Genomic DNA, 22,199 nt, shown 5'->3' with positions numbered 1-22,199 from the left:
CTCAGTGAGACGTTTTACCCGAGGATACCTTGTCTTGCTCTCTTCCGTAATCCTCTTGCAGTACACCAGAGAGGCAATCATTGCTGCCCATCAGCCAGATGCAGTCGCTGTCAGACCACTGCGCCAACCTCTGACACACCCGGCCCTTCAGCTGTTTCCAGCGTCCGAGGATGATGTCGCTGTTCATGACTGACCTCCCTACTGCGAGAAAACAGATTAAGCTTTGTTACACTTTGAGGATAAAGCTAAGGGCGTCGGCGACCGGTAAACAGGCTGACCAGGAACAGAATGATCCCTACGACGAAGACGATTTTTGCAGCCCAGGCGGCGGTACCCGCCAGTGAACCAAAACCTAATGCTGCAGCAATCAATGCGATGACTAAAAAGATAATGCCCCAACGAAACATAAGCTTCTCCTTACCATAGTGAAAAAACGCATCGCAATCCGTGCCCTTCTCGGGCGCCACCGGACTGCCGGTCAGTTTCTTTTTTTGATGGTGCATCCTGGGCTAGCCTCACGGCTAACCCAGGATTTGGTGCTTGTTGTTACGCTTGCTAAAAAATTTATGGCTTAACGACCAGGTCGTTTTTAACGCTTTTCACACCGTCGATAGCCTTGGCAATGCTTTCTGCACGCTCTGACTGCGCCTGAGTTTTCACTTCACCGGAAAGCTGCACCACACCGTCGGTGGTTTCTACTTTCACGTTGCGCGAAGGGACGATGTCATCGGCCAGCAGTTTGGCCTTCAGTTCGCTGGTGGTCGCGGTATCACCGGCATAAGCCTTCATCGACTGTTTGCCTTCGTCTTTCACGTGCAGCTTGTCGCTGACGGATTTGACGCCTTCCACTTTACCGGCCACTTCAACCGCGTGCTCGGCCTGCGCCTGGCTGCCGACAAAACCACTCAGGGTGACGGTGCCTTTTTCGGTTTTCACCGAGATATCAGAGCTGGCGATGGATTTGTCATCGACCAACGCACTTTTAACTTTAGCCGTTGTTGCGCTGTCATCCATGTAGCCGTCAACTTTTTTCATGGAGCTATCGATTTTGGCACCCGCGCTATCAGCGGCACTTGACGCTTTATTGAGCAGAGTATCTTCAGCCAGCGCGCTGCCACTAACCAGAACGGAACCCAAAACAACAGCCATCAGTGATTGTGCAAATTTAGTATTTTTCATCGATCTCTTCCTTTGGTTGCGGATCCAAAATGGTTAGGATCCTTCAGCCGCCATAACGCGGCCCACTCAGTAATACTTCACGATTTCTATACGTTCAAACATTCACGCTAAACGATTGTTGCCACATCAGGAGTATTGCAACGGCCGTGCCAATTTTAAAAAACCATTTAAAATCAATAATAAAATAAATAACGCTTACATTTTAGGCTAAAAACTGTCACCTATTGACGACAACACCCATCAGTAAAATCAATGTTATTGCTATGTTATTGATTTCTAAAACATCACACTGTCTCTTATTGGCAACAGTGCAGAATAACTCGCTACCGTTAAGACAAAGCGCAGTGAATTACGCTTAACGGTTCGGTTATGCCCTGTTAAATATAGACCATATGACAGAAAAAGCAGGTATTGCCGGGCAAATCCTGGCGGCTGCGGGGGGACTGAAAAGATGAAGGAGACTTATTAATTAGCAGAATGGGGTGAAGCAATATAACACAGGGCGCTCTAAGACTGCTGACAAAGCACGTTATTAGGGAGAGCGTGCCGAAGGGGTCGTAGCGGCTTGCCCGCCGGAGCGCCCCTCGGTGCGCTAGGCCCGGGTATCTCGGCTTCAAAGACAACTTTGTCACCAGAAACTAAGGGCGCCCTAAGGCGCCCTGCTGTTCTGTTACCGTTAGTGCTCGCGTGTTTTGCGGAACACCACTTCAGGGTAGCGTTCCTGGGTGATATTCAAGTTAACCATGGTAGGCGCGATGTAAGACAGGTTGTCGCCGCCGTCCAATGCCAGGTTAAGCTCACACTTGCGCTTGAACTCTTCAAACTTCTTCACGTCGCTGCATTCCACCCAACGGGCGGTCGAAACGTTGACCGACTCGTACAAGGCTTCGACGTTGTATTCGCTTTTCAGGCGTGCAACCACCACTTCGAACTGCAGCACACCGACCGCGCCGACGATCAAATCGTTGCTGGCGATAGGGCGGAATACCTGCACCGCCCCTTCTTCGGACAGTTGCACCAGGCCTTTCAGCAGCTGCTTTTGCTTCAACGGATCGCGCAGACGAATGCGACGGAACAGCTCCGGCGCGAAGTTCGGAATACCGGTGAACTTCATATCTTCACCCTGGGTGAAGGTATCGCCGATCTGAATGGTGCCGTGGTTATGCAGACCAATGATATCGCCCGGATAAGCCTCTTCAACGTGCGAACGGTCACCCGCCATAAAGGTCAGGGCGTCGGAGATCACCACGTCTTTACCGGTGCGCACCTGGCGCAGCTTCATGCCTTTCTCGTAGCGGCCGGAGACCACACGCATAAAGGCCACGCGGTCACGGTGTTTAGGATCCATATTGGCCTGGATCTTGAACACGAAACCGCTGAATTTCTCTTCTGCGGCTACCACTTCACGGGTGCTGCTTTGACGCGGCATCGGCGCTGGAGCCCAGGCCACCAGACCGTCAAGCATATGGTCCACACCGAAGTTACCCAAAGCGGTACCGAAGAATACCGGCGTCAAATCACCGCTCAGGAAAGCTTCATGATCGAACTCGTGAGATGCGCCCTGCACCAGTTCCAGCTCTTCACGCAGCTGCGCGGCCAGATCTTCACCCACGGCGGCATCCAGCTCCGGGTTATCCAACCCTTTGACTATGCGCACTTCCTGAATGGTGTGGCCTTTACCGGTCTGGTAAAGATAGGTTTCATCCTTGTACAGATGATAAACCCCTTTAAACAGCTTGCCGCAGCCGATAGGCCAGGTGATAGGTGAGCAGGCGATTTTCAGCTCACGCTCCACTTCATCCATCACTTCCATCGGATCGCGGATATCGCGGTCCAATTTGTTCATAAAGGTCAGGATCGGCGTATCGCGCAGGCGGGTAACTTCCATCAGCTTGCGGGTACGATCCTCAACCCCTTTGGCGGCGTCGATCACCATCAGACAGCAGTCGACGGCGGTCAGGGTGCGATAGGTATCTTCGGAGAAGTCTTCGTGCCCCGGGGTATCCAGCAGGTTAACCAGGCATTCGCGGTACGGAAACTGCATCACCGAGGTGGTGATTGAGATCCCACGCTGCTTTTCCATTTCCATCCAGTCGGATTTGGCATGCTGATTTGAGCCGCGGCCCTTTACCGTACCGGCGGTCTGGATAGCCTGTCCGAATAACAACACCTTTTCGGTAATGGTGGTTTTACCGGCATCGGGGTGCGAGATGATGGCGAAAGTTCTTCTTTTCGAGACTTCGCGGGCAAATTCACTAGGAGACATGTTTTTCAGATTCTACAGTTAGTCCGCCCTGCGAAAGCATCAGAACGCGCCGCGCACGGCGCCAGGCAAAGCGGTAAATAAAAGATAATAGCCGGGCATTTTCGCTGATTTACCAACCGGTGACAATCAATGCTTTTACCAGCGGACAAGTTAGGACCGAGATGTTCGCTATGCCAGCGGCAGCGCCATGACTATCGCGTCTTCACGCCCATGGGCTGCAGGGTAGTAGTTACGGCGGATGGTGACTTCATTAAAGCCGAGATCTTCGTACAGCGCGATGGCCGCACGGTTAGAGGCACGCACTTCCAGCCACAGCGTAAACACGCCGCGGGGTTCCAACTGTGCAATCAGCGCTTCCAGCAATTGACGGCCAAAGCCCTGGCGTTGCCAGTCCGGATGAATGGCGATATTGAACAGCGTGGCTTCATCCAGCACGATTTGGGTGATGGCAAAACCCGCCATCTGCCCGTCGGCTTCCAGTTTCAGGTTAAGGTAGCGATCGCCCTGATTAGTGGCAAAGGTAGCTTGTGTCCAGGGAAAGGCGTGGCTGGCCTGCTCAATCTTGAAGGCTGTGGCCAGGTCGGCCGCGGTCAGGGTAGAAATCTTGTTCATGATGACAAATCTGCTGCCAGAGTGCGCGTTTGGCACTCGCATCGAGAGAAAGCTCGGCCAGTGCCGGGCTGTATAGCTGCGCGCCGGCCACCGCAAGCGGCTCCGCAACGCCCAACCGCCAACTGTTGCATTCGGTATCCTCAGGCAACATAGCCACCTGATCCGGCGTCAGGCCATAGGTTTGCGCCGGGGTCAGGCCCAGGCTGCGCAGCACGTCGCAAAACAGCGGATCGTTATGCTCAGGCAAGGCCTGCGCCACGACCAGTAAACGCACCTCGGGTGGCAGGCTGACGGCTACTTCGCCCTGCAACACGCCCGGGCGGCGCAATGTCCACTGCGTAATACCCAGTTGTTGTAACAGCCAGTCGCGTTTTGATGCCATGCCGATTCCTGTCAGGATCTACCCGTTGTGGTGCGCCATGCCTGCCATGCGCCGCGCTATGCTAACAAACCCGCGCGGCCTGCGCCAACAAACCCGTCGAACATATCGCCACAAAGCTCTATAATCCCCGGTCTAATTTCTAGGAGCCAAAACCTGATGTCTGCATTAACCCCCGCCAGTGAAGTCATGCTGCGCCACAGTGATGAGTTTATCGAACGCCGCGTTCTGTTCGCCGGTGACCTGCAGGACGCCCTGCCGGCCCAATTTGAGGCCGCGGATGTGCGTGTCCATACCCAGCAATACCATCACTGGCAGTTACTGAACCGGGCGATGGGTGACAACGTGCAGTACGGCCTGACCGTAGACGCTGCGTTCGTCGCCGAGTGCGACACGCTGATCTACTACTGGCCGAAGAGCAAACAGGAAGCGCAATTCCAGCTGTGCAACATTCTGGCACTGCTGCCGGTAGGCACTGACGTGTTCGTGGTCGGTGAGAACCGCAGCGGCGTGCGCAGCGCCGATCAGATGGTGGAAGACTACGCCACGCTGGTGAAAATCGACAGCGCCCGCCGCTGTGGCCTGTATCACGGTCGCCTGGACACCCAGACCGAATTCAACCTGGAAGACTGGTGGGAAAGCTATCAGTTGCACGATCTGGAAGTGAAAACCCTGCCGGGCGTGTTCAGCCGCGACGGACTGGATGTCGGTAGCTCACTGCTGCTGTCAACGCTGGATAAACACATGAAAGGCAAAGTGCTGGACGTGGGTTGTGGTGCCGGTGTGATGGCCTCGGTGCTGTCCAAACTGTCGCCAAAAATGAAGCTGACCCTCAGCGATGTCAACGCCGCAGCCATTGAGTCCAGCCGCGCAACGCTGGCCGCTAACGGCATTGAAGGTGAAGTGATTGTCAGTAACGTCTATTCCGACATTACCGGCCGTTTCGATCTGATCATCTCCAACCCACCGTTCCATGATGGGCTGCAAACCAGCCTGACGGCGGCGGAAACCCTGATCCGCGGAGCGTTGAAGCACTTAGGCGTCGGCGGTAAACTGCGCATCGTGGCCAACGCCTTCCTGCCGTACCCGGACATTCTGGACGCCACCTTCGGCAGCCATGAAGTGCTGGCGCAAAACGGCCGCTTCAAGGTGTACCAGGCAACCGTTGCCCGTGCACCACGCGATGCCAAGAAGAAGAAATAAGTAACGCCGCCCGCAAATAGCGGGGATCAGGGCGCAGCGTTCACACGCCGCGCCCTTTTTTTATCCGTTGATATAGGTCATCGACTCTGCGCCATAGCGTTCGCCTGCCGCCGCCTGCAACGGAAACACCGCCTCAATCGCCGCCAGTTCCGCCTGGCTCAGCGTCAGTTCGACCGCCGCAATGTTCTCTTCCAGATAACGACGGCGCTTGGTCCCCGGGATCGGCACAATATGCTCGCCCTGCGCCAATACCCACGCCAATGCCAGCTGTGAAGGTGCTACGCCTTTCTGTTTGGCCAATTCGCTCACTTTCTCCACCAGCGCCAGATTGCGGGCAAAGTTTTCCCCCTGGAAACGCGGGTTGCTGCGGCGGAAGTCGTCGGCATCCAGATCTTCCGGCCGTTGAATAGCTCCGGTCAGAAAACCTCTCCCTAACGGGCTGTAAGGAACAAAGCCGATGCCCAGACGCTCACAGGCCGCCAATACCCCTTGCTCGGCATCACGCGTCCACAGTGAATACTCGGTCTGCAACGCGGTTATCGGATGCACCTTGTGCGCACGCTCCAGCGTAGCGACCGAAGCCTCGCTCAACCCGATGTAGCGGATTTTACCTTCGCTAATCAGGTCCGCCATGGTGCCAACTACCTCTTCGATCGGCACTTCTGGATCCACGCGATGCTGGTAATAAAGATCTATCACCTCAACCCCAAGCCGCTGCAGGCTGCCTTCTACCGAACGACGGATATATTCCGGCCGACTGCTGACGCCCCGGGCGTCGGGATCGGCCGGATCGCGCAGGATGCCAAATTTGGTGGCCAGGAAGACCTGCTGCCGTTTGCCCTTGATCGCTTTACCAATCAACCGTTCGTTGGTGTGCGGGCCGTACATGTCGGCGGTGTCGAGCAGGGTGACCCCCAGTTCCAATGCCCGGTGCAGTGTGGCGATGGCCTCTTTTTCGTCCTGCGCGGTCGAATAGAAATCACTCATCCCCATGCAGCCCAGCCCCAGGGCAGAAACGGTCGGGCCATTGGGACCTAATTGACGTTGTTGCATTGTGTTGCCCTCATGCGGTTTTCATCAGCGGAGTGCTGGTACAACAGAGTCTGGTTGTTTACCCTGAAAAGATAAATAATGCGGATTACACATCACTGTTCAAAAATCGCTAACAATACGGAGCGGCAAAATGGATCAGATCCAGGCCATGCGCATTTTCACCCGCATCGTCGAACTGGGCAGTTTCAGCCGGGCAGCCGAGCGTTTGCAGTTACCTCGTGCCACGGTCAGCAATGCCCTCAAACGGCTTGAGCAGCGCCTCGGCGTCCGCTTACTGATCCGCACCACCCGCCAGGTGCAGGTGACCAGCGAAGGCACGCTGTATTACCAGCGCTGCGTGCAGTTGCTGGGGGCACTGGAAGAAGCAGACACGCTGTTCAGTCACCATAAGCTGCAGCCTTCCGGCAAGGTACGCATTGATATGCCCCATTCGCTGGCGCGTGAAATCGTGATCCCCGCTCTGGATGACTTTTACCAACGCTATCCGGACCTGACTCTGGCGTTGGGCGCCAACGATACTCATGTTGATCTGCTGCGCGAGGGGGTGGATTGCGTGCTGCGCGCCTGGGAAACCGAAGATGACAGCCTGGTGGCACGACGCATCGCCATGCTGCCACAGTTGACCTGTGCTTCTCCCGGCTATCTGGCCGCGTTCGGTGTCCCCCAGTCGATTGACCAATTGCAGCAGCATCAGGCGGTGGGCTATTTTTCCCTCGCCAGTAACCGTAATTACCCGCTGGAGTTTTGCCGCAACGGTAAAGTGGAGTTGCGCGAATTGCCCGCCAGGCTGAGCGTCAGCGGTGCCGATGCTTACACCAGCGGCTGTCGCGCCGGCATGGGGCTGATACAGGCGGCGCATTACTCGCTGGCGCCCTGGCTGCAGAAAGGGGAATTAGTCGAAGTATTGGCGGAAACCCCGCCGCCGCCGATGCCCATTTACATCATGTATCCCCCCGGCCGTTTCCTTGCACCGCGGGTCAGGGTATTGATTGACTGGCTGATTTGGCTGTTTGAACAGTATCAACAGCCCAAAACGGACGTTTTTCCAGCAAACACCCGCAAACAGGGGAAATAACTATTGACGTCCCCGCCAAAATCTCTAGAATTCGCCTCCGTGGTACGTTACTCCGGTAATGTTTCTTGGAATGCGAAGGTGGCGGAATTGGTAGACGCGCTAGCTTCAGGTGTTAGTGTCCTTACGGACGTGAGGGTTCAAGTCCCTCTCTTCGCACCAAATAACCACATGATTTATATTGCACAGCATCAATGCGAAGGTGGCGGAATTGGTAGACGCGCTAGCTTCAGGTGTTAGTGTTCTTACGGACGTGAGGGTTCAAGTCCCTCTCTTCGCACCAAGCTGGTGATATAAATCGAAAGCAAAATAAAGATATCGGCTGTGCGAAGGTGGCGGAATTGGTAGACGCGCTAGCTTCAGGTGTTAGTGTTCTTACGGACGTGAGGGTTCAAGTCCCTCTCTTCGCACCAATCGATAACTCTCTCCGGTAATACCCCCCAAAGCAATCCCCAATTGAAACGATGATGAACACGCGAAAGCGTGGTTTTTGCGTTTTCAGCCCAGATTGAAGTTCAGACCGATCGCCGCCAGTCCACCGGCCAGCGCCATGCAGGAAGGCAGCAGCAGGTAGTGTCGCCAACGGCTATTGAACAGCATCACCAGGGTGGCCAACATGGCAATCACAATCAGCGTGCGCAATTGCATCATATCCAGGTTGATCAATGCCAGTAACGGCAACAAGGCGCAGGGCAGCAAAACGCCCCAGGCGCTGGCCAGACGGCTACCCAGGCACCAACTGACGCCCCACAGCCCACACGCGGTAATCATGGCGGCAATCATGATAACCCTACCCTTCAAGTGATAATGAGAACCAATATCATATACCACTTTTTTTCACTGCGCATCATTTTCGCCGCGACGGTCAAACGCGGATGACATAACGGTTGAAAAATGATAATTTGCCATAAGAAAATTCCTAGTCTAATTCGCATGTTAATAATCACAATCTACAACCATACAATGCGAGTGTTTAATTCCCACCGACAGAATTTTTCGCAACCTTACCTTTTCGACAGATCGATATTGTAAAGAGTGAATTCCGCATGAACGCGCGTTCTTATCAGGAACTGCTGAACAGCAAACACCGCTTATCATTATTTTTATTTTTATTGATGAACGCGGCCTCTTCCGTATTTACATTATTAGTCCCGTTTCAAAACAAACCCGCTTTTACCCTGCCTTTATTAGGTATACCGCTATTTTGTCTGGCGGCATTTTTATTTACCCTGCAGTCTCCGCGGTTATACGTCAAAAAACTGAATCTATTTTCCTGCGTCCTGGGTCTGCTGTGGGCGGCACATATTTACCTTAAAAGTCAGCACTGTGCGCCGAACAACCAAAGTTTTCTATTAATTAGCCTGTTCAGTATGTTTTTTATCAGCGCCATTGCCTTAACCGATAATTTTATCGCCTTCTGCCTGCACGCCGTTCCATCCGCATTAGTCATTCTATTACTGGACGGCATGCACAATACCATGCGGATAGTATTCACCACGGTATTGCCGATTATCGCGTTCTCTATCCATCACCTGATGCTTAAACGCAGCGAACACTTTACCCAAACCCTGGTGGCGAATCTGTATAACGAACGGGACAGGTTCAGCAATTTAAGCATGATCGATCCCTTAACCGGGCTCTATAACCGTCGTGGTCTGGAGAATAAAATCAATATGTTGCCGGCGGCCGCGTCAGACTGCCATTTCGTGCTGCTGCTCGATATCGATCACTTCAAGGCTTATAACGATAATTATGGTCATACCATGGGTGACCAGGCGCTGGTGCAGGTCGCCATCGCCATCCGCGATTCGGTACGTTCACGCGATATCGTGGTGCGTTACGGTGGAGAGGAGTTTTTGGTGCTGTTGACCAATGTGAATGAGGATTACGCCACCCAAGTGGCTGAACGGGTGCGCCAGCGGGTGCAGGAACTCAAAATCCCCCAACGCTTTAACCAGTTTGAAACCACCACGGTCACGCTCAGTGCCGGGATCTCCGCGTTGGACAAGCTGGATGTGGCCTCGGCGATCCGGGCGGCCGACGCCGCGTTATATCAGGCGAAAAACAACGGCCGCAATAATATTCAGCTGGCGCAAAACGTTCAACCCGCCGCCGTGTGAGCCGGCGGGCAGTGAGCTTAGCGGCGGCGCTGCTGCAGGCCGTAAGCAAACACCACGGCGAAGCACAGCAGCGGCAGGCAATACGACAACGCCGTGCTATACCTGTCCGCCAGCGCCCCCATAAAGTAAGGCATGATGGCACCGCCAACGATCGCCATGATCATAAAGGAGCTGGCGCGCTTGGTGTGTTTGCCCATGTTTTTCACCCCCAGGGCGAAAATGGTCGGGAACATAATCGACATAAAGAAGAATACGGCGATCAGCGCCACCACCGAGATGCCATCCATACTGAGCATGACGACACCGCACAGCACAATGTTGACCAACGAGTAAACCATCAACAGCGTGGCCGGTTTGACCCTGCCCATCAGCCAGGTGCTGAAGAAGCGCCCGACCATAAAGCAAATCATGGCGATGGAGAGCAAATAGGACGCGCTTTGGTTGGAAACGTCGCTCCAGTGTTCGGTGGCGTAGTTAATAAAGAACGCACCAACACCGACCTGTGCCGCCACGTAGAAGAACTGGGTGATCACCCCACCAACAAAGTGCTTGTGCTGCCACAACCCCTGGGCGATTTCACCATGCTCCGGCTGCTCTTCCTCGCGGATGTCCGGCAACCGGGTGCGGCTGAACAAAAAGGCAATCAGCAGTACCAACACGGCGATCGCCACATAGGTCATCTTCACCGCGCTCTGGTCACCGCTGCCTGCCCCCTGGGTGGCGGAGAAAAACAGCGTGCCGCCGATCATCGGGCCGATAAACTGTCCTAACCCATTAAACGACTGGGACAGGTTCAGCCGCCGTTCGGCCCCCTTTGCGTCCCCCAATACCGTGGCGTAAGGATTGGCGGCGGTTTCCAGGCAACCCAGCCCGCAGGCAATCACAAACAGCGCAAACAGGAACATGCCAAAACTGTTGGCGGAGGCCGCCGGTACAAACAGCAATGCCCCGAGCGCATACAGACACAGTCCGATCAGAATGCCGGCTTTGTAGCCTTTTTTATCCATAAAATAGCCGGCGGGCAGCGCCACCAGGAAGTAGGCGCCAAAATATGCCGCCTGTAATAATCCCGACTGCGCCTTGGTCACGTGCAGCGTTTCCTGAAAGTGCTTATTTAATACGTCCAGCAGGCCATATGACAGCCCCCACATAAAGAACAGGCTGGTCACCAAGATAAAAGCCCAGCGCAGATTGGCCGTCGCCTTGGCGCCCACCTGAGGTGGGGCAGCAGTTTTTTCAGCAAGCATTGATATATCCTCGGTAGGGTAAGTTATTGTTGTTTCAAAGAGAATATCCGCTCCATCACCACCCATTTTTCGCCTTGCGGCGTCCAGGGGGTGGCCACCTGGTAGTGCCACATCAGGGCTTCCCAGCGCTGCACGTGGGGATTGCTCAAACCGGCGGCGTCAAACCGCTCGGCATCGAATCCGCTACTGACTTCAACAATCATGAACAGCCGGGTACCCAGCCGATAAATCTCCATATCCAGGATGCCGTGCTCACGCAGATGAGTGGCAATTTCTGGCCAGATGCGTTGGTGATAGGCCAGGTATTCCTCGATCAACGCCGGTGAGTCGACCAGATCGAGCGCCTGACAGAAGCGCTGCCCCGTCACGCCACTCATGTGATAGCCCGGTCAAGATGCAGATACCCGCCGTCCACCGACAGCCATTGGCCGGTGGTGTGCGACGAACGCGATGAGATCAGAAACACCACGGTGTTGGCGATCTCCTGCGGTGTGGTCATCCGCTGTTCGAAAGGAATACGCGCGGTAATTTTCTCGAGCTGCTGCTCCGGCTGCTCGAAGGTATTGATCCAGCGTTGGTACTGCGGCGTGATCACCTCCGCCGGTACCACCGCATTCACCCGCACGCCTTCATGGCGCAGCGACACCGCCCACTCGCGTGTCAATGCCAGCACCGCGCCCTTGGCGGCGGTATAGCCACTGGTGCCTCCCTGCCCGCTGAGTGCGGTCTTGGAGGCGATATTGACGATCGCCCCTTTGCTGCTTTGCAACGCCGACTGGCACAGGTGCGCCATCAGGTAGTAATGAATCAGGTTTTTCTCCAGCGATCCGACAAAGGCTTCACGCCCGGCCTCCAGCCCTACCCCATCGTTAACGCCGGCGTTATTCACCAATGCATCGATACGGCCGAAGGTTTCCTGCGTTTGCGCCACCGCCCGCCGACACTGCTGTTCTTCACACAAATCGGTGATGATTACCGTGCTCCGTGGCTGCAAGCGACGCAGCTGCGCCAGAAACTCGGCCTCAGGCATGGCGTTAGTGACAATCACCGGGATTGCCCCTTCTTCAGCCAGCAGTTGGGAAACCGCCGCACCGATGCCGGAGCCGCCACCGGTAACCATCACCACCTTATCTTTCAGATACAGATCCATAACCAGACTCCGTTAACCCATAAATTCGGCATGCCGTGCCACCCCAAATCTCCGCCTGCTGCGAAGGACTCAGCGTGGCGATCGCCTGCTCATTCAGTTGATAAACCTGGCCGTAATCACCCGCCAGCAGGCACACCGGCCAGTCGGACCCGAACATCAGCCGTTGCGGGCCGAACGCCTCCAGCGCCGCCTCAAAAAACGGCAGTAGCTGTGAGGCCTGCCAATGCCCACCGGGGGCTTCGGTGATTAACCCGGAAAGCTTGCAGACCACGTGCGGCAACGCCGCCAGCGGTTTGATTTGCTGTGCCCAATGTTCTGCACCCTGAGCGATATCCGGTTTACCAAGATGGTCCAGCACCAGCCAGTAATCGTCATGTTCGGCGGCAAACTGCGCCGCCGCCGACAAATGCCGGTGAGTAACCAGAATGTCGTAGACGTAACCATGCCGCTGTAACGCCTGCATACCGCGCCGCACTTCCGGCAGCGCCAGCCAGGCATCCGGCTGCGGCTCGTCTTGTACCAGATGACGCCACCCGCGCAGCAGCGGCTGCTGCCGCCATGCCTCCAGCCGCTGCGGCAGCTGCGGCGCGGTGATGTCCAGCCAGCCCACCACCCCGCACACACCGCGGCTCTGCTGCACCTGCGCCAGCAGCGTTTGGGTTTCCTGCTCGTACTGCCGTGCCTGTACCACCAGCGCACCGTCAAAACCGTGGTGTTGCAGCAGGGGTTCGAGCTGCTTTGGGCCAAAATCCTGTTGCAACACCGCCATCTGCTCGCTGATCCACGGATAGCGTTGCGGCTGGTAATGCCAGTAATGTTGGTGAGCATCGATGCGCAGCATGGTTTGTTTCCCGTTCAACCGCGGAACCGGTACTGTTCGAGCGACGCCGCATGCATCTCGATCGAATATCCGGGATTGAGCGGTGGCATATAGGCCGCCCCCTTGACCTCACAGGGATGGACAAAATGTTCATGCAGATGATCGACGTACTCGATCACCCGGCCGTCGTGGGTGCCGGCAATGCACAGGTAGTCGATCATCGACAGATGTTGAACGTATTCGCACAGTCCCACGCCACCGGCATGCGGGCACACCGGCAGGTTGTATTTGGCCGCCATTAGCATCACCGCCAGCACTTCATTAACGCCCCCCAGGCGACAGGCGTCGATCTGCACCACGTCAATCGCTTCGCGCATAATGAACTGCTTGAACAGGATGCGGTTTTGGCACATCTCGCCGGTGGCCACCTTGACCGGATGCACCCCTTCGCGGATACGACGGTGCCCTTCCACGTCGTCCGGACTGGTCGGTTCTTCGATAAACCAGGGTTTGGCGAACGCCAGATGCTTCACCCAGGGAATGGCGTCGTTGACTTCCCAAACCTGGTTGGCGTCGATCATCAGTTGACGATCGGGGCCGATCACCTCGCGGGCGATACGCACCCGGCGAATATCATCTTCCAGATCGCGCCCGACCTTCAGCTTCAGGTAGGAGAAACCGGCATCGACCGCTTCCTGGCACAACCGGCGCAGCTTATCGTCCGGGTAACCCAGCCAACCGGCGGAAGTGGTGTAGCAGGGATACCCGTCCTGCAGCAGCCGCTCCAGGCGCTGCTCCTTGCCGTGCGCCCGCTGCCTGAGCAAGGTAAGCGCTTCCTGCGGCGTAATGCAGTCAGTGATGTAGCGAAAATCGATGCAGCGCACCAGTTCCTCTGGCGTCATCTCTGCCACCAGTCGCCACACCGGTTTACCCTCGGCCTTGGCCCACAGATCCCAAACCGCGTTGATCACCGCCCCGGTCGCCAGGTGGATCGCGCCCTTGTCCGGGCCGATCCAGCGCAACTGGCTGTCACCGGTAAAACGTCGCCAGAAGGCGCCCATATCGGCGGCGATCTCTTCCAACGAGACCCCGACGACCTGATGCTCCAGCGCGCGGATCGCCGCACAGCAGATCTCATTGCCGCGGCCGATGGTAAAGGTCAGCCCGTGGCCGGTCAGATCGTCACGATCGGTCTCCAGGATCACGTAGGCGGCGGAATAGTCCGGATCCGGATTCATCGCGTCGGATCCGTCCAGCGCCAGCGAGGTGGGGAAACGAATATCTTCAACCCGCAGTGCGGTAATTGTGGTCATGGCATGCTCCCCATCAGGCTTGTACGGTTGTTTGACACTGTTCACCCAATCCCTCAATCCCCAGGCGCATCGTCTGCCCGGCCTTCAGGTAGACCGGCGTTGGCTTTTGCCCCATGCCGACGCCCGGCGGCGTGCCGGTGGAGATCACATCACCCGGTTGCAGACTCATAAAGCGGCTCAAATAACTGATAATTTGTGGAATGCGGAAGATCATGGTGCTGGTATTGCCGTCCTGATAGCGTTTGCCGTCCACTTCCAGCCACAGATTCAGGCTATGGGGATCGGCAATTTCATCGGCAGTCACCAGCCAAGGGCCGGTGGGCCCAAAGGTGTCGCACCCCTTGCCCTTGTCCCAGGTACCGCCGCGTTCGATTTGGAATTCACGCTCCGAGACGTCGTTAATCACGCAGTAGCCGGCGACGTGCAGCATCGCGTCCTGCTCGCTGATATAGCGCCCACCCTGACCAATGATCACCCCCAGCTCCACCTCCCAGTCGGTCTTGAGCGAGTCACGCGGGATCTGCACCTCGTCGTTCGGCCCCACCACCGCGCTGGTCCACTTGTTGAACACCACTGGCTCAGAGGGGATAGCCGCGCCGGTTTCCGCCGCATGGTCGGCGTAATTGAGACCAATACAGATAAACTTGCCGATGTGGCCCACGCACGGCCCCAAACGCGGCTGTCCAGCCACCTTCGGCAGTTGGTTGATGTCCAGCGCGCGCAGTTGGTCCAACGCGGCGGGCAGCAGTGCTTCACCACTCAGATCGGCGATGTGCTGTGAGAGGTCACGGATCTGACCCTGATTGTCCAATATCCCCGGACGTTCCTGCCCCGGTGCGCCATAACGTAAAAGTTTCATGCAATCCTCACTAAGAAAGTAGATGGACAGGCCTCAGTTGCTCCAGCCGCCGTCGATAATCTGCACCGTACCTGTGGTATAGGAACTGGCGTCGGACGCCAGATACAGCGCCAACTGGGCAATCTCGCCGGTGGTACCGATACGGCCAATCGGCTGGCGGGCAACAAACGCCTGATACACCTCTTCTTCGCTGCGTCCCTGCTCACGGGCCTGCTCGGCGATGCGCTGGCGCAGCGACGGCGATTCCACCGTGCCGGGGCAAATGGCGTTGCAACGAATGCCCTGAGTGACGTAATCCGCCGCTACCGACCGCGTCAGGCCGATCACCGCCGCCTTGGTGGCGCTGTAAGCGAAGCGGTTCGGCACCCCCTTCACGCTGGAGGCGACCGACGACATATTGATAATCGAGCCGTTTTTGCGTGCCAGCATGCCGGGCAGGAAGGCACGGATCATGCGGAACATCGCCGTCACATTCAGATCGAGGGCGAACGCCCACTGCTCCTCGCTGCACTCGAGGATCGAACCGCTGTGCACCACGCCGGCACAGTTGAACAGCACATCGATCGGCCCCAGGGTTTCCGCCACCGCGGCGATCGCCGCAGGATCGGTCACGTTCAGCGTCATTGGCTGAATACCGGGCAGTCCCTGCAGTTGTTCGGTGTTGATATCGGTGGCGATCACCTCGGCACCCGCATCAGCAAACAATCTGGCGGTGCTGAAACCAATCCCCTGTCCGGCGGCGGTGATCAGCACGCGTTTTCCACTTAAATTCATTTTCGCTCCCTTGGCCTAAAGGCCTAATGGTCAGGCCATTAAAGGCGGTTAAAGGTCAGGCCTTTAACATGACAAAAGACGCTTTACGCGTTATGGTTTGGTGAGAATGTTATGAGACACAGGCAAAACAGCTTTTCGTTTAACCAATTTTTTACACCTGATTAACCATTACTCAAGCGGCTTGAGCCATATTTGTGCGCAACATCACTTAACATCGAACAGCCTAAGGTCAAAAATGCCGATCACACGACTGGAAAACCCACGTATTTACAGACAGATAGCCGACCAATTGAAGCGGCTCATCGATAATAATGAATTTCCTCCGGGCAGCCGCCTGCCGTCCGAGCGGGATCTGGCCCAGCAGCTACAGGTCAGCCGCGCCTCTGTGCGTGAGGCGCTGATCGCGCTCGAAGTGATTGGTCTGGTGGATGTCAAAGTCGGCAACGGGGTGATCGTCCGGGCGCAAACGCCGGTGATGACTTCGCAGGAACCGGTAATGGCGCAGGCGGGGCGCGATCAGTGGGCGGAAATTGATGATGAGCTGAATATCGAGCTGGATTTTAACGCCGAGCTGCCGCCGTTCTCACTGCTGCAAACCCGCCTGTTGATCGAACCGGAAACCGCCGCGCTGGCCGCGCGCCACGCTACCGATCAGGAGCTGGCAGGCATCCGCGATGCCTACGAGCAAAACTGTCGCGATAACCGCGCGGGTTCGGCTACCCATCCCGGCGATCGGCTATTCCATATCCGTATCGCTCAGGCCAGCGGCAACCCGGCCTACGCGTTTGTCATCGGTCACCTTCTAGGCCACCGCTACGGCAGCATGTTCCGCGTGCTGCAGCGCCACTATACGCCGGACGATATGCCACACCGTTCCGAACAGGAACACCGGGCTATTCTGGCGGCGATTGAAGCCCGTGACGTGCGTGGTGCGCGTAAGGCGATGAAAGCCCATCTGGACGAAGTGATCGCCATTTTCACTCGCGCACAGTAGGTTTTTCGGGCCGGGAGGTAGCCACGAGAAAGGGGAATTGCAGAGTAAATGTGGTCCCTTGCAGGGAACTCTCAACGGTAATCTGTCCATTATGCATCTGCATAATGGACTGGACGATGGCTAATCCCAGTCCCCCGGAGTCGCCGGGCTGGGAACGGGAAGCATCACAGCGGTAGAAACGTTCAAACAGGTGTAACAAATGCTCAGGAGCGATGGCCTCTCCCTTATTTGCCACCTCAATATTCATCCCCTGTGCATGAACATGGCTACTTAGGGTCACTACGGAATTTGCCGCCCCATAGCGCAAGGCATTCGCCAATAAGTTGGCTAAAGCACGGCGCAGCAGGGCACTGTCGGCAATGAGGATATCCTGCATATGGCTTTGAATACGGATGTTTCGCTCCTCCGCCATCCCTTCAAAATATTCCCCAAGTTGCTCTGCCATTTCAGCCAGGAGGACGGGCTGCAAGCACAGGATAGATTCGGTTTTTTCAGCGCGAGCGATAAACAACATGTTCTCAATCATCCGGTTCAACCGCTCGTATTCCTCTTGTTTCGAAACCAGTAGATTTTCATAGTGCTGCGCGTCACGAGGGAGGTTCAGCGCCAATTGGTTTTGAATCATCAGGTTATTCAGCGGGGTGCGCATTTCATGCGCCAGGTCCTCAGAAAAACGCGACAACCGCGTATAGCCCTCGTCGAGGCGCTCCAGCATCAGATTCAAGGCTTTGGTCAGGTCTTGCAGTTCATGAGGTTGCCGCTCTTGATCGAGTCGAATATTGAGATTCCTCGGCACAATGGAAGACGCATGCTGGCTCAATTGCTTCAAAGGCATCAGGCCACGGCGCACAACCACCCAGCCCAGAATAAACGCCATATACACGCCGACCAACCAGGCAAAACCGATGTTAACCCGATAGGCCGCCATCATTTGTCGGCGTTCCGCCAACAGTTTTCCGGCGATGAGCGTTAAGGTTCCCTGGCGATATTCCATACTCATGCCCGCTAATCTGGCGGCTTGATTGCCATGGTGATCAAACAACAGGGGCGCGGTGCCATTCGGTAAAGGGGGCAACACTATATGGGTTGGGTTAATTTCAATAAGCGTGTCCCCACGTTCATTGATAACCCATAAAATATTTTCTTTATTCCCTAGCATATTTGCATAAAGTTGCGGTTGTCTACGTAGATCATCAATATTCTCGTAACTGCTAATTAACACCTTCATCTGTTCAATGCGGCCTAATAAGGCAATATCATCCCTGTATGCTATTTCCTTATTTAATGCGCTATAAACATAAATTCCCATCACGGCCAAAAGCACCGCACTGGCGGCCGAAAACATCAGCGCCAAACGCAACCGCAGGCTCATCGTTTTGAAATGACTCATAGGTCAGCTTCGTCAATTCGGTAACCCATCCCGCGTACGGTTTGAATAAGTTTCAGCTCATGGTGATCGTCCAATTTAGCGCGAAGCCGGCGAATAGCGACATCCACGACATTAGTATCGCTGTCGAAATTCATATCCCAGACCTGAGAGGCAATATAGGTACGTGACATCACCTCTCCCTGATGCCGCACCAAAAGGTGGAGTAAGGCGAACTCTTTGTTGGTCAAGTCGATCCGTTGGCCTTTCCGCGATATACGCCGTTTCAGCACATCAAGCTCGAGATCGGCCAGGCGAAAAATATCAGGTTCACGTATCGGCGTTCGGCGCAATAACGTGCGCACGCGCGCCAGAAGTTCGGCATAGGAAAAGGGTTTAACCAAATAGTCATCGGCGCCCAGATTCAACCCTTTAACCCGATCCTCTACGGCATCTCTGGCGGTAAGAAACAGCACGGTTGTCTGATATTTTTCCCGATATTTTCGAATAAAGCTCCAGCCATCCAAACCTGGCAGCATGACATCCAATATCAATAAATCGAAATGGTCGTTCTGGGCCAGATGCAGGCCATCCACGCCATTATAAGCAACCTCAACTTTATAGCCTGATTCTTCAAGCCCTTTTTTAAGATAATCGGCTGCTTTAATTTCGTCCTCAACAATCAAAATACGCATAGATCCTCCTTGAGCCGTGATTAATTAAAGTCTAAAGCGGATATGAAAAAATTAATATTACAAAAATGTAATTTTGGTGAAATCGTCACGTCAATAACAAAAATGTAAGTTTGATTTTACCTACTCGCAATCAATAACGATGAAAGGATTCATAAAATGCACATGCGAAGAATCGCTGTTCCTATTGCCGGACTATTGCTTTCTGCCTCTGGCAGCCTGTTCGCCGCCTCACCTATACAACAAAATAATATGTCACTGGCGCTGGCAAATGCCTTAGTGGAAGCAACAATGGCAAGCTGTCACGCACAAGGTCGTTCAGCCGTGGTTACCGTCATTGATCGCGGCGGTCATCTACTGGCGTTGCAACGTGATGATAATGTCGGCCCCCACAATACGGATGCGGCACGTAAAAAAGCTTTCACCGCCCTTTCAACGAAAACACCTTCCCGCCAACTTGCCACCAACGCCAGAACCCAGCCGGAGTCCGCAAATTTGACCACCGTTGACAGCCTGCTGCTGATCGGCGGCGGCGTACCGGTAAAAGTCGGCAATGACGTTATCGGGGCGATCGGCGTCGGCGGCTCAGGAGGAGCGGCCTCCGACGAAGCCTGCGCATTGCAGGCTATCGAAAAGGTTATGCCGGCAGGGAAGTGAATCACATTCAGTACGTTAACTTAAAATAAGGACATAACATGACCAAAACAAAAATGCTGTTGACCGGACTTTTGCTCAATACCGCGCTTGCCGCTTCTGCCTTTGCCGCATCCAACCCGCTGAGCGTTCACGTACTCAACCTGCAAGACGGGCTGCCCTCAACCGGCGTGAGCGTCATGCTGGAAAAACAAGACGGTGATAAATGGGTTCGCCTCAGCGAAGGGGTCACCAATGAACAAGGCCGTATTACCGCGCTCTATCCGAAAGACAGCACGATAGACAAAGGCAACTATCGCGTCACCTTCAAGACCGGTGAATGGTTTAGCAAGCATAAAACGCCGACATTCTTCCCTGAGATCCCGGTGATTTTCAAGGCTGACGGCTCCGTACCTCACTATCATATTCCTCTACTGGTCAGCCCTTACGGCTTCTCCACCTATCGCGGGAACTAGTTAGCACCGCAATCCTGAACCCTCTGCAAGAGGGTCACTGTCAGCCTCTTTACCTTATATAGAGACTGCCGGTGGCCCTCTTGGTTTATTGGCGTTAGCTTAACGCTCATCTTGCCGCACACTCACGTACTTCCCCTCTGTTGCAGTCCAAAGACGGCAGTTAACCCCAACAAAACTTTTACAGATTGCCATTTTTTCATATGCCATTTAAAACAATACGGCATTACACTGAAAAACGAATTTAGCCTCCTGCTGCCTTTTAAAATGGATAACGACCGTTGAAGAACTCTTTCTCCGCTTCATTGCTGGCGCTGAGCCTGTGTGCCGCCCCGCTGGCCGCGCAGGCCGCCGCCCCGCAACTGGCCTCGCAAATTGTCGACCAGTATGCCGAACATATTTTCTACAACAGCGGTGCCACCGGTATGGCGCTGGTGGTGATCGACGGTAACCAGGTGGTTAACCGCAGTTTTGGTGATACCAAACCCGGCAATAACCTGCGCCCGCGCCCGGACTCGCTGATCCGCATTGCCTCAATCACCAAGCTGATGACCAGTGAAGTGATGGTCAAGATGGCGGCGGAAGGCCGGGTCAAGCTCAACGATCCGCTGCGCAAATATGCCCCGCAGGGTGCTTACGTCCCGGCCTATAACACACGCCAGCCGATCACTTTGCTGAACCTGGCAACCCACACCAGCGCCCTGCCGCGTGAACAGCCGGGCAAGAAGCCGCCTAAAACGCCGGTCTTTACCTGGCCGACCAAGGCACAGCGCTGGCAATGGCTGGAGCACGCTAACGTCACGGTGCCACCGGGCGTGCGCGCCTCTTATTCCAACCTGGCGTACGACCTGCTGGCGGATGCACTGTCGCGGGCGGCGGGTAAACCTTACACCGCGCTGCTGAAGGAAAAAATCACCGCACCGCTCGGCATGGTCGACACCACTCTCACCCCAAGTGCCGAACAGTGCTCACGCCTGATGGTGGCTTCCGCCGGCCCGAGTGCCTGCCGTGACACCACAGCCGCGGCCGGTAGCGGCGGCGTTTACTCCACCCCGCGCGACATGCAGCGCTGGATGCAGCAATTCCTTACCTCCAACGTCTCTGGCTCACGTAAATCGACCGCCGCCAGCGAACAGACCATGTACTTCCAACGCAACGATCTGGTCTCGCTAAAAGGCATGGACGTGCCGGGTGAAGCCAGCGCATTAGGATTGGGCTGGGTGTATATGGCACCGAACGGCGAACTGCCGGGGATTATTCAGAAAACCGGCGGTGGCGGCGGCTTTATTACCTATATGGCGATGATCCCGCAGAAAAACGTCGGGGTATTTGTGGTGGTGACCCGCTCGGAACTGAGCAAGTTCACCAACATGAGCGATCCGGTAAACCGACTGGTGAGTGATTTGGCGGCGAATAAAAGTTGATGTTATCGGGCGCAGCGGTGAGCTGCGCCCATTAGGGTCAGGCCAGAGCCAGCCTTTCGTGCATCACCGGATGGAAGTTGCGCTTGAAGTAGATCAGGCCGTTACCGGCCGCACTGACCACGATCTGGCGGATCTGCACCAGATACACCTGATGGGTGCCGATGCTTTGGATCTGCTCGATCTCCCCTTCCAGGCTGGCCAGCGTGTTACGCAACACCGGTTGCCCCAGCGTGCCACTCTGCCAGTCATCCAGACGGAAACGCTCTTCCATACTGACCTCGGTCATTCCGGCAAAGTGGCGCGCCATCAGCTCCTGCTCATGATTCAACACGTTGACGCACAGCCGTTGATTGGCCTGGAAAACCGGGTTCATCGCGCTGTTGCGGTTAATGCACACCAGCAGCGTCGGCGGCGTATCGGTCACCGAGCACACCGCGGTGGCGGTAATACCGCAACGTCCTGCCGGGCCATCGGTGGTGACGATATTCACCGCGGCAGACAGGCTGGCCATGGCGTCGCGAAACAGCAGACGGTGTTCATTTTCCTGAGACATACAAACCTCCACGCGGA

General features: G+C 55.5%; 25 protein-coding genes and 3 tRNA genes. 10 read left to right on the top strand and 18 right to left on the bottom strand.

Annotated elements, in window-relative coordinates; all coding sequences use genetic code 11:
- Position 1: 1 nt before the first annotated feature.
- From ACSOSI_RS02955 to ACSOSI_RS02930, 6 genes are all read right to left on the bottom strand, one after another.
- Positions 2-187 carry a CsbD family protein gene (locus ACSOSI_RS02955; RefSeq protein ID WP_012005108.1) on the bottom strand — a complete coding sequence of 62 codons (186 nt, stop codon included), beginning with the start codon at positions 185-187 and terminating at the stop codon, positions 2-4.
- A 58-nt stretch (positions 188-245) separates the two neighbouring features.
- Entirely contained in the window at positions 246-407 is a 162-nt protein-coding gene (locus ACSOSI_RS02950) for a DUF1328 domain-containing protein (RefSeq protein WP_004857650.1), read from the bottom strand.
- A 157-nt stretch (positions 408-564) separates the two neighbouring features.
- Positions 565-1,179 carry a molecular chaperone OsmY gene (osmY, locus tag ACSOSI_RS02945; protein ID WP_012005106.1) on the bottom strand — a complete coding sequence of 205 codons (615 nt, stop codon included), beginning with the start codon at positions 1,177-1,179 and terminating at the stop codon, positions 565-567.
- A gap of 676 nt (positions 1,180-1,855) precedes the next feature.
- The gene (prfC, locus tag ACSOSI_RS02940) at positions 1,856-3,445 is read right to left on the bottom strand and encodes a peptide chain release factor 3 (RefSeq protein ID WP_012005105.1); all 1,590 of its coding nucleotides are present in this window, start codon (positions 3,443-3,445) and stop codon (positions 1,856-1,858) included.
- A 168-nt stretch (positions 3,446-3,613) separates the two neighbouring features.
- Positions 3,614-4,057 carry a ribosomal protein S18-alanine N-acetyltransferase gene (gene rimI, locus ACSOSI_RS02935; protein ID WP_012005104.1) on the bottom strand — a complete coding sequence of 148 codons (444 nt, stop codon included), beginning with the start codon at positions 4,055-4,057 and terminating at the stop codon, positions 3,614-3,616.
- Complete coding sequence (locus ACSOSI_RS02930) at positions 4,002-4,439, bottom strand: DNA polymerase III subunit psi (RefSeq protein ID WP_017891542.1); 438 nt, start codon at positions 4,437-4,439, stop codon at positions 4,002-4,004. The genes rimI and ACSOSI_RS02930 overlap by 56 nt, the downstream gene beginning before the upstream one ends.
- A 156-nt stretch (positions 4,440-4,595) precedes the next feature.
- On the opposite strand from ACSOSI_RS02930, the gene rsmC reads away from it, so the two are divergent.
- Positions 4,596-5,639, top strand: a complete 1,044-nt coding sequence (gene rsmC, locus ACSOSI_RS02925) for a 16S rRNA (guanine(1207)-N(2))-methyltransferase RsmC (RefSeq protein WP_012005102.1) — start codon at positions 4,596-4,598, stop codon at positions 5,637-5,639.
- Between the two features lie 60 nt (positions 5,640-5,699).
- Here the strand turns inward: rsmC and ACSOSI_RS02920 are convergent, their stop codons facing one another.
- Complete coding sequence (locus ACSOSI_RS02920) at positions 5,700-6,692, bottom strand: aldo/keto reductase (protein ID WP_476706530.1); 993 nt, start codon at positions 6,690-6,692, stop codon at positions 5,700-5,702.
- Between the two features lie 130 nt (positions 6,693-6,822).
- Here ACSOSI_RS02920 and ACSOSI_RS02915 point away from each other — a divergent pair, with 130 nt between their 5' ends.
- The 4 genes from ACSOSI_RS02915 (at position 6,823) to ACSOSI_RS02900 (ending at position 8,177) form a co-directional block, all read left to right on the top strand.
- Positions 6,823-7,767, top strand: a complete 945-nt coding sequence (locus ACSOSI_RS02915) for a LysR family transcriptional regulator (protein WP_012005100.1) — start codon at positions 6,823-6,825, stop codon at positions 7,765-7,767.
- A 72-nt stretch (positions 7,768-7,839) separates the two neighbouring features.
- Positions 7,840-7,926: transfer RNA gene (locus ACSOSI_RS02910), tRNA-Leu, on the top strand.
- Positions 7,927-7,960: 34 nt separating this feature from the next.
- Positions 7,961-8,047: transfer RNA gene (locus tag ACSOSI_RS02905), tRNA-Leu, on the top strand.
- 43 nt (positions 8,048-8,090) lie between these two features.
- Positions 8,091-8,177, top strand: a tRNA-Leu gene (locus ACSOSI_RS02900).
- A gap of 85 nt (positions 8,178-8,262) precedes the next feature.
- Here ACSOSI_RS02900 and ACSOSI_RS02895 read toward each other — a convergent pair.
- Positions 8,263-8,547: a DUF1435 family protein gene (locus ACSOSI_RS02895; protein ID WP_012005099.1), complete on the bottom strand. Its 285-nt coding sequence runs from the start codon at positions 8,545-8,547 to the stop codon at positions 8,263-8,265.
- 263 nt (positions 8,548-8,810) lie between these two features.
- Here ACSOSI_RS02895 and ACSOSI_RS02890 point away from each other — a divergent pair, with 263 nt between their 5' ends.
- Positions 8,811-9,884 (top strand): GGDEF domain-containing protein, encoded by a 1,074-nt coding sequence (locus ACSOSI_RS02890; protein WP_476706529.1) that lies wholly within the window; start codon positions 8,811-8,813, stop codon positions 9,882-9,884.
- A gap of 17 nt (positions 9,885-9,901) precedes the next feature.
- Here ACSOSI_RS02890 and fucP read toward each other — a convergent pair whose 3' ends face one another.
- Genes fucP through ACSOSI_RS02855 form a run of 7 tightly spaced genes read right to left on the bottom strand, consistent with a single transcriptional unit; the run spans position 9,902 to position 16,047 of the window.
- Entirely contained in the window at positions 9,902-11,131 is a 1,230-nt protein-coding gene (gene fucP / locus ACSOSI_RS02885; RefSeq protein ID WP_112363126.1) for an L-fucose:H+ symporter permease, read from the bottom strand.
- Between the two features lie 23 nt (positions 11,132-11,154).
- Complete coding sequence (locus ACSOSI_RS02880; RefSeq protein WP_261138805.1) at positions 11,155-11,508, bottom strand: L-rhamnose mutarotase; 354 nt, start codon at positions 11,506-11,508, stop codon at positions 11,155-11,157.
- Complete coding sequence (locus tag ACSOSI_RS02875; protein WP_259190161.1) at positions 11,505-12,281, bottom strand: L-fucose dehydrogenase; 777 nt, start codon at positions 12,279-12,281, stop codon at positions 11,505-11,507. Before ACSOSI_RS02875 ends, ACSOSI_RS02880 begins: the two co-directional genes overlap by 4 nt.
- A complete protein-coding gene (locus tag ACSOSI_RS02870) occupies positions 12,259-13,122 on the bottom strand; it encodes an amidohydrolase family protein (protein WP_476706528.1) in 864 nt (287 codons plus the stop codon). Before ACSOSI_RS02870 ends, ACSOSI_RS02875 begins: the two co-directional genes overlap by 23 nt.
- Positions 13,123-13,136: 14 nt before the next feature.
- Entirely contained in the window at positions 13,137-14,414 is a 1,278-nt protein-coding gene (locus ACSOSI_RS02865) for an L-fuconate dehydratase (RefSeq protein ID WP_261138800.1), read from the bottom strand.
- A 13-nt stretch (positions 14,415-14,427) separates the two neighbouring features.
- Positions 14,428-15,273 (bottom strand): fumarylacetoacetate hydrolase family protein, encoded by an 846-nt coding sequence (locus ACSOSI_RS02860; RefSeq protein WP_476706527.1) that lies wholly within the window; start codon positions 15,271-15,273, stop codon positions 14,428-14,430.
- A 33-nt stretch (positions 15,274-15,306) separates the two neighbouring features.
- Positions 15,307-16,047, bottom strand: coding sequence for an SDR family oxidoreductase (locus ACSOSI_RS02855; protein WP_368461053.1), 741 nt, complete (start codon positions 16,045-16,047; stop codon positions 15,307-15,309).
- A gap of 235 nt (positions 16,048-16,282) precedes the next feature.
- Between ACSOSI_RS02855 and ACSOSI_RS02850 the strand changes: the two genes are divergently transcribed.
- Positions 16,283-17,041, top strand: coding sequence for a FadR/GntR family transcriptional regulator (locus tag ACSOSI_RS02850; RefSeq protein WP_368461052.1), 759 nt, complete (start codon positions 16,283-16,285; stop codon positions 17,039-17,041).
- Here the strand turns inward: ACSOSI_RS02850 and ACSOSI_RS02845 are convergent.
- Together ACSOSI_RS02845 and ACSOSI_RS02840 are read right to left on the bottom strand one after the other, a co-directional pair.
- Positions 17,025-18,431, bottom strand: coding sequence for a heavy metal sensor histidine kinase (locus ACSOSI_RS02845; RefSeq protein ID WP_218217263.1), 1,407 nt, complete (start codon positions 18,429-18,431; stop codon positions 17,025-17,027). The genes ACSOSI_RS02850 and ACSOSI_RS02845 overlap by 17 nt on opposite strands.
- Entirely contained in the window at positions 18,428-19,102 is a 675-nt protein-coding gene (locus ACSOSI_RS02840; RefSeq protein ID WP_218217262.1) for a heavy metal response regulator transcription factor, read from the bottom strand. Before ACSOSI_RS02840 ends, ACSOSI_RS02845 begins: the two co-directional genes overlap by 4 nt.
- A gap of 156 nt (positions 19,103-19,258) precedes the next feature.
- On the opposite strand from ACSOSI_RS02840, the gene ACSOSI_RS02835 reads away from it, so the two are divergent.
- The 3 genes from ACSOSI_RS02835 (at position 19,259) to ampH (ending at position 21,629) form a co-directional block, all read left to right on the top strand.
- The gene (locus tag ACSOSI_RS02835; protein WP_476706526.1) at positions 19,259-19,756 is read left to right on the top strand and encodes a GlcG/HbpS family heme-binding protein; all 498 of its coding nucleotides are present in this window, start codon (positions 19,259-19,261) and stop codon (positions 19,754-19,756) included.
- Positions 19,757-19,794: 38 nt separating this feature from the next.
- Positions 19,795-20,208 (top strand): hydroxyisourate hydrolase, encoded by a 414-nt coding sequence (uraH, locus tag ACSOSI_RS02830; RefSeq protein WP_218217261.1) that lies wholly within the window; start codon positions 19,795-19,797, stop codon positions 20,206-20,208.
- Between the two features lie 278 nt (positions 20,209-20,486).
- Complete coding sequence (gene ampH / locus ACSOSI_RS02825; protein ID WP_012005089.1) at positions 20,487-21,629, top strand: D-alanyl-D-alanine-carboxypeptidase/endopeptidase AmpH; 1,143 nt, start codon at positions 20,487-20,489, stop codon at positions 21,627-21,629.
- 37 nt (positions 21,630-21,666) lie between these two features.
- On the opposite strand, the gene hpaC is transcribed toward ampH, so the two are convergent.
- Positions 21,667-22,182 carry a 4-hydroxyphenylacetate 3-monooxygenase, reductase component gene (gene hpaC, locus ACSOSI_RS02820; RefSeq protein ID WP_085119599.1) on the bottom strand — a complete coding sequence of 172 codons (516 nt, stop codon included), beginning with the start codon at positions 22,180-22,182 and terminating at the stop codon, positions 21,667-21,669.
- Positions 22,183-22,199 lie beyond the last annotated feature (17 nt).

The sequence above is a fragment of the Serratia sp. AR11 genome, from assembly GCF_056376275.1.
Note: the sequence above shows the minus strand (reverse complement) of the source record. Positions and strands in the feature narration are given on the sequence as shown.

Bases quoted from the DNA above. Each gene is read 5' to 3' on its own strand.
- ACSOSI_RS02955 (WP_012005108.1), bottom strand. From the start codon at position 187: ATGAACAGCGACATCATCCTCGGACGCTGGAAACAGCTGAAGGGCCGG.
- ACSOSI_RS02950 (WP_004857650.1), bottom strand. From the start codon at position 407: ATGTTTCGTTGGGGCATTATCTTTTTAGTCATCGCATTGATTGCTGCA.
- osmY (WP_012005106.1), bottom strand. From the start codon at position 1,179: ATGAAAAATACTAAATTTGCACAATCACTGATGGCTGTTGTTTTGGGT.
- prfC (WP_012005105.1), bottom strand. From the start codon at position 3,445: ATGTCTCCTAGTGAATTTGCCCGCGAAGTCTCGAAAAGAAGAACTTTC.
- rimI (WP_012005104.1), bottom strand. From the start codon at position 4,057: ATGAACAAGATTTCTACCCTGACCGCGGCCGACCTGGCCACAGCCTTC.
- ACSOSI_RS02930 (WP_017891542.1), bottom strand. From the start codon at position 4,439: ATGGCATCAAAACGCGACTGGCTGTTACAACAACTGGGTATTACGCAG.
- rsmC (WP_012005102.1), top strand. From the start codon at position 4,596: ATGTCTGCATTAACCCCCGCCAGTGAAGTCATGCTGCGCCACAGTGAT.
- ACSOSI_RS02920 (WP_476706530.1), bottom strand. From the start codon at position 6,692: ATGCAACAACGTCAATTAGGTCCCAATGGCCCGACCGTTTCTGCCCTG.
- ACSOSI_RS02915 (WP_012005100.1), top strand. From the start codon at position 6,823: ATGGATCAGATCCAGGCCATGCGCATTTTCACCCGCATCGTCGAACTG.
- ACSOSI_RS02895 (WP_012005099.1), bottom strand. From the start codon at position 8,547: ATGATTGCCGCCATGATTACCGCGTGTGGGCTGTGGGGCGTCAGTTGG.
- ACSOSI_RS02890 (WP_476706529.1), top strand. From the start codon at position 8,811: ATGAACGCGCGTTCTTATCAGGAACTGCTGAACAGCAAACACCGCTTA.
- fucP (WP_112363126.1), bottom strand. From the start codon at position 11,131: ATGCTTGCTGAAAAAACTGCTGCCCCACCTCAGGTGGGCGCCAAGGCG.
- ACSOSI_RS02880 (WP_261138805.1), bottom strand. From the start codon at position 11,508: ATGAGTGGCGTGACGGGGCAGCGCTTCTGTCAGGCGCTCGATCTGGTC.
- ACSOSI_RS02875 (WP_259190161.1), bottom strand. From the start codon at position 12,281: ATGGATCTGTATCTGAAAGATAAGGTGGTGATGGTTACCGGTGGCGGC.
- ACSOSI_RS02870 (WP_476706528.1), bottom strand. From the start codon at position 13,122: ATGCTGCGCATCGATGCTCACCAACATTACTGGCATTACCAGCCGCAA.
- ACSOSI_RS02865 (WP_261138800.1), bottom strand. From the start codon at position 14,414: ATGACCACAATTACCGCACTGCGGGTTGAAGATATTCGTTTCCCCACC.
- ACSOSI_RS02860 (WP_476706527.1), bottom strand. From the start codon at position 15,273: ATGAAACTTTTACGTTATGGCGCACCGGGGCAGGAACGTCCGGGGATA.
- ACSOSI_RS02855 (WP_368461053.1), bottom strand. From the start codon at position 16,047: ATGAATTTAAGTGGAAAACGCGTGCTGATCACCGCCGCCGGACAGGGG.
- ACSOSI_RS02850 (WP_368461052.1), top strand. From the start codon at position 16,283: ATGCCGATCACACGACTGGAAAACCCACGTATTTACAGACAGATAGCC.
- ACSOSI_RS02845 (WP_218217263.1), bottom strand. From the start codon at position 18,431: ATGAGTCATTTCAAAACGATGAGCCTGCGGTTGCGTTTGGCGCTGATG.
- ACSOSI_RS02840 (WP_218217262.1), bottom strand. From the start codon at position 19,102: ATGCGTATTTTGATTGTTGAGGACGAAATTAAAGCAGCCGATTATCTT.
- ACSOSI_RS02835 (WP_476706526.1), top strand. From the start codon at position 19,259: ATGCACATGCGAAGAATCGCTGTTCCTATTGCCGGACTATTGCTTTCT.
- uraH (WP_218217261.1), top strand. From the start codon at position 19,795: ATGACCAAAACAAAAATGCTGTTGACCGGACTTTTGCTCAATACCGCG.
- hpaC (WP_085119599.1), bottom strand. From the start codon at position 22,182: ATGTCTCAGGAAAATGAACACCGTCTGCTGTTTCGCGACGCCATGGCC.